This is a genomic window from Vibrio hepatarius, from assembly GCF_043642085.1.
Classification (GTDB): Bacteria; Pseudomonadota; Gammaproteobacteria; order Enterobacterales; family Vibrionaceae; genus Vibrio; species Vibrio hepatarius_C.
In genome coordinates, this window is sequence record NZ_JBHZSA010000030.1 from 1 (window position 1) to 5,003 (window position 5,003).

Annotated in this window: 6 protein-coding genes; all 6 read right to left on the reverse strand. The window is 39.2% G+C overall.

Annotated features, from left to right (window positions below; translation table 11 throughout):
• Positions 1-200: 200 nt before the first annotated feature.
• Positions 201-878, reverse strand: a complete 678-nt coding sequence (locus tag ACHUFZ_RS20980) for a hypothetical protein (RefSeq protein WP_394128683.1) — start codon at positions 876-878, stop codon at positions 201-203.
• A 150-nt stretch (positions 879-1,028) separates the two neighbouring features.
• Positions 1,029-1,865: a hypothetical protein gene (locus ACHUFZ_RS20985; RefSeq protein ID WP_394128684.1), complete on the reverse strand. Its 837-nt coding sequence runs from the start codon at positions 1,863-1,865 to the stop codon at positions 1,029-1,031.
• 489 nt (positions 1,866-2,354) lie between these two features.
• Positions 2,355-2,549 carry a hypothetical protein gene (locus tag ACHUFZ_RS20990; RefSeq protein WP_104027266.1) on the reverse strand — a complete coding sequence of 65 codons (195 nt, stop codon included), beginning with the start codon at positions 2,547-2,549 and terminating at the stop codon, positions 2,355-2,357.
• Between the two features lie 230 nt (positions 2,550-2,779).
• Positions 2,780-3,028, reverse strand: a complete 249-nt coding sequence (locus tag ACHUFZ_RS20995) for a hypothetical protein (RefSeq protein WP_394128685.1) — start codon at positions 3,026-3,028, stop codon at positions 2,780-2,782.
• An 812-nt stretch (positions 3,029-3,840) separates the two neighbouring features.
• Positions 3,841-4,161 carry a nuclear transport factor 2 family protein gene (locus ACHUFZ_RS21000; protein ID WP_394128686.1) on the reverse strand — a complete coding sequence of 107 codons (321 nt, stop codon included), beginning with the start codon at positions 4,159-4,161 and terminating at the stop codon, positions 3,841-3,843.
• Between the two features lie 152 nt (positions 4,162-4,313).
• Positions 4,314-4,916: a hypothetical protein gene (locus ACHUFZ_RS21005; RefSeq protein ID WP_394128687.1), complete on the reverse strand. Its 603-nt coding sequence runs from the start codon at positions 4,914-4,916 to the stop codon at positions 4,314-4,316.
• Positions 4,917-5,003: the final 87 nt, after the last annotated feature.

Sequence of the window (5,003 nt, forward strand, 5' to 3'; positions counted from 1 at the left end):
TTCAAGCAATAAATCTAGTGGAATATCGCTACTTTTGACTTCGATATATTGCATATTTTCTCCAAGCACATAACGCCCAATTAAGGGGTGAACAACGCCTCCACCCAAACCTAAAGCATTGTGCCATAAACACTAAACTGAAGAAGAAGCAAAAGTGCCAAGCGTTGTGAATCCCTCTTAAATTGCTTGTTATATGATGTTTACCAAACAACCTCACCATTCACATTTCGTGGAAAGTCATTTGAAATTTTCTCTTTGAGTACATCATTTTGTGCATTTTTAATCATCGTAGCGACTTCCCAGTGACCATTAACCTTTTGCAGTCTTAGGAATTGGGTAAAATTGCCATTTCTAGTTTGGCTGAAAATATTAAACTTCTTTTCTATAACATTGATATTTCCAAGTGTAACCATAGAGTGAGTCATGACTGTCTTTGGAGCAAGGTTATTTACATTTATAAGGACGTCATCTCCCAGTATATTTTCGATGGTTCGAGGAGCTTTAGAGTCCAAATCAACTATACGAAGTTGAAGATCAAACATATTGTACTTGTCACTATTGTTGGATATAACTAAACCACCTTTATTCGTCATATCATTCAAAGATGAAATTATCAGCTCAGGGTAGCTATCACCTCCAGTCGTATGACTGATAAGCTCATGATTTAATAGAGTTATTGTATCACTTTGTTCTACTAGCTTTTCACCCTGTTCTTCGATTTTCTTAGTCTTCGTGACTATTTCATCACTTTGGCTTTGTAGTTTATTATTAACTTCACCTTGTTGAACTGAGGACCACAACACTCCTGCGGCGCTGATTAACGCCCCAAGTAAAATTACGCCATTTGGTCCCATCAACGAACTAATAAACTGACTCAAATTTATCTCCAAATTCTACTGTAATCATATAACGCCCTGTTAAGGTGTGAGCAACGCAATGCCAAAGCCGCCGCATAACACCTTAAACACCAACCGCAACGCATAGTAAAAATGCCACGCGTTGCGAATCACTCTTAAACAGTTTGTTAACTATATATGTGACCAACACCAATTTACTGGCACTTCATGATTTGAGGTTGTAGCACGAACACCTAAATATATACGCCACCATTCTTCAGGGTTTACAAAAAGCTGATTTACATCAAATGAATACTCTCGACAAAAGCAACTAACCAGATCAAGACAGTATGGATACTTCAAGACCACTTTATCTGTGTGCTGTTTATAATTGAAGTTCAAGAAAACACCCGGATAGCACTGAGCTAATTCAAAAAATAATTGAATCTCTTTCAGTGATATTTCAAATCTTGTGACCCAGGAGTTTTCGTTGATTTTTAGACTAGATGGAACTCTACCGGTTCTAGCTTTCATAACATCAACTGGGACAAGATATGCGTTTGAAAACCGCCCAGTATTATTAAACTTAAAAATTATGTAAATGTCAGGTTTGTCCCCTTGTGAAAGGTTTGCGTTCCCTGATTTATTACCATCTGGAGCTGTAGTTTTCACTTCAACTTTACAACCAGAGCGCTCCACTTCAAAATCCCAACCTTCATGGTCGAATTCCACTTCATTCATATCTATGGAGCCCTCGACAAGGGCTTCAAAGAGAAGCTCACCAGATTTGCCTCGAATTTTACCTTCTTGCTTTTTTGGTTGCCTTGGTATGGCTATGTTGTTCGAGATAGCATTGCCAATTATAACGTGGTTTGGAACCCTATTATTTTTCGCAAACAAAGGTATGTTAACGACAGACTGACCGTGTACTGTTAGTTTTTCATGGTACTTATACTTAGCGGTAAAGTCTGGGTTCAAAGTAAATGCACCCCAATCGCCAAACATCGGTGTCTTTGTATTGTCAGCCACGCAATATTTCCTAAATATAGTTAACGCCCAATTAAGGGGTGAACAACGCCTCCACACAAACCTAAAGCATTGTGCCATAAACACTAAAACTGAAGTAGAAGCAAAAGTGCCAAGCGTTGTGAATCCCTCTTAAATTGCTTGTTATGTGCTCGTTTTCGAACAATAAAGAAACCTGCTTTAGTATACAGTACTGATTTTACACCCAGTTAAGCTACTAGTATAATACGCCAAGCAATTTTGCTAACAATCAGCTTATAGAGGTGACATATATGAGCATTAAACGTGGACCAAAACCTAAAGCGATATCTACTGGAAAAACAGACCAGAGACGTCGTGTTACTCCAGAAAACAAGTCCAAACATCCAAGTTTGAAAACACACAACCATAAGTAACCTAATGAGAAAGCCCTTATTAAGGGCTTTTAGCTACCAATTTGTCTTAAACTTAAAAGTCATTCACTATATTGCCAAAACAGACACTCTAGCGGCTTTAAGATTCTAGTTTTGATAACTGGTTTTCGAGATCTGCGATTTCAGACTGTAGAGAACTCACAAAGACTTTTGAGACTTCCGCGATAGAGCTTTTGTTATACTTACCTCTGTTCCAAGCAGTACTTTCAGACTGCGCTTTGAGAAGTTGCGCCTCTTTACTTTCAATCTTTTCCAACAACTCTTCTTTAGTCATTTAAATGTCTCAATGCGATCAAGTTTGTAATTGTAGATATGGAGATAATTTACTTAAAATCAATAGGTAACGGGACAGAAGAGCACATAACGCCCAATTAAGGGGTGAACAACGCCTCCACCCAACCTAAAACATTGTGCCATAAACACTAAAATTGAAGTAGAAGCAAAAATGCCGAGCGTTGTGAATCCCTCTTAAATTGCTTGTTAGCACATAGGGTTACGAATGAACTAACCCCAACCGTGAGGCATACCTTCGTTGCTATCATGTTCAGCGTTGCAAACCTTACACCTAAAATAGCTAATCTGCGACTCTGACTTACTTGAGCCCAGTAAAACACCAAAAACGATATTGAGAATGCGGAACTTAGTACTGTTCTTTTCCCTCTGCTGCTCTTCAACTTCAGATGTGCTTAACCTTCTATGAGCAGTCTTCTGATTGCAGTTTCCACAATCTAGAAGCGTTTCATCTTTGGACATTTACTCTTTCCTTCATCACGAATGTTGAACCTGTGTGCTAACGCCAAATTAAGTAGTGAGTAACGCTACCACCCACCTAAACCATTGTGCCGTAAACACTGAAGCTGATTCAAAGCAAAAATGCCGAGCGTTACGAATCTGCTTGAATTTATTGTTATGTTTTACCACAAACGATTGATTTACTTGAGAAAGAACTGCTATTTCTAACTAGTTCTCTGAAGCAAACCACAAGACTGAAACCAACTTGACCACCAAAGGCGACCAACCAGAAACGAGTAATGCCACTTCCCTGCCCAATGAGGAAACCTGACTAGGCTCCAACAAGTGCCCTTTCTTTCCAACCAAAGCGCAAAACAGCGCTGAATTGCCGAGGCCACTGCCAAGCTGAAATGCTGCTTAGTAATGAACCTGAAAGCGACTTTGAGCCAGTTAAACAAGAAGCCGACCGCCACGACCTGACAATGAAGCAACCCGCGAACATTGGCATGTTTTACGGGCTGAGAGATTCAAGAACTTAGACCGACAATGCGGATTTGCTGAGTCTACTAGGGACGGATTGCCAGAGGGACAAAGAACTTCAGCCTAAGAACTTTAAGCCCTTGAAATACAAGTAAACATAACGCCAAATTAAGGTGTGAACAACACTAACCACCCGACCTAAAGCATTGTGCCATAAACACTAAACTGGCTTGAAGTGAAAGCGCCAAGCGTTGTGAATCACTCTTAAATTTATTGTTATATGCCTTTTTCCAAGCATGATTTTAGACTAATTCAAAAGCAGGACATGGTGTCCCTTGATGAAACTTCAATTGTCAACAAATACCGTTGAAAGCCCAGATAGAACAGCGTTTGGCATAATCGCTAACCTCACCTGACGGGGCCAATAAAGCAGACTCATACTTAAGTAAGTGAACCGATGGTTCAAGTTGAACACATTCATAGTTTTGAGAATGAACCCGAACTTCTGAAGGTTCTTCTGAGCTCATCATTTCAATGATGGAAGTAAAGTCATAACTGGTGCCTGATTTACCAACTTCAGAAAAACTGGGATGAATCAGGCGTTCAATATCAGGTAAGCTCTGACGCGTCTCGTACTGATGAAGCTCAATTTCTTGTTCAACCAATATGTCCATATATTCTCCGAATTCGATAAGGCATATAACGCCCAATTAAGTTGTGAGCAACGCTGCCACCTCACTAAAACACTGCACCGTAATCACCAAACAAGTTGAAACCAAAAGCGCCGAGCGTTGCGAATCAGCTTGAATTGCTTGTTAGGAAAATTTTACCAATGAAAATCTTCCATCATATTAATGAAATCGCACCCTCTATCTGTGATTTCATACTCTAACTTTTCACTTTGACTCAATGATTCTGGAGTAAAAGAATAGAAGCCAACAAACTGCAACCTTTGAGATAACGATGCTTCTGTAGAAGACGACTGATCGCCACCATCTACACAGTGCTTCCTTATATCTCTCACAGAACACGTTGAAGTCACATAAAGATACGCCTCGAAGTCTCTTAAAGATATTTTCTCTTCCACCAATTTCTTGAATAAGTGACCTGCAATTTTGCATTTAACAAGATCACTTTGAGAGTCGATATGAAGTACAAGAGTGCTTGCTATTTTTTCCGCAGAGTCCAAATTTTCATTAACCCATGTATTCCACTGGGCGAAAGAATCCCGATTCACATCTGAAAAAGACTCATAAAAGCTAACTACTTTTTTATAGAAAATCTTGTCACTAATCGTTGTTTTAACATTGTAAAGATCAACCAAATTATTAATGATTGGAATGTCTTTCAATAAACCATCGTCCAAGATGCTGTCGAGTACAACCTCAGAATTATTTACAATAATGTCTTTAAAATCGCCGAACTTCATTAATTTTTCCTAACGCCCAATTAAGGTGTGAAGCACGCGACCGCATAACCCAATTTGAACGCCTTAATCACTAAACTAGACCCAAAC

Excerpts from the sequence above, each read along its gene's own strand:
- ACHUFZ_RS21005 (WP_394128687.1), bottom strand. The coding sequence starts at position 4,916 with ATGAAGTTCGGCGATTTTAAAGACATTATTGTAAATAATTCTGAGGTT.
- ACHUFZ_RS20995 (WP_394128685.1), bottom strand. The coding sequence starts at position 3,028 with ATGTCCAAAGATGAAACGCTTCTAGATTGTGGAAACTGCAATCAGAAG.
- ACHUFZ_RS20990 (WP_104027266.1), bottom strand. The coding sequence starts at position 2,549 with ATGACTAAAGAAGAGTTGTTGGAAAAGATTGAAAGTAAAGAGGCGCAA.
- ACHUFZ_RS21000 (WP_394128686.1), bottom strand. The coding sequence starts at position 4,161 with ATGGACATATTGGTTGAACAAGAAATTGAGCTTCATCAGTACGAGACG.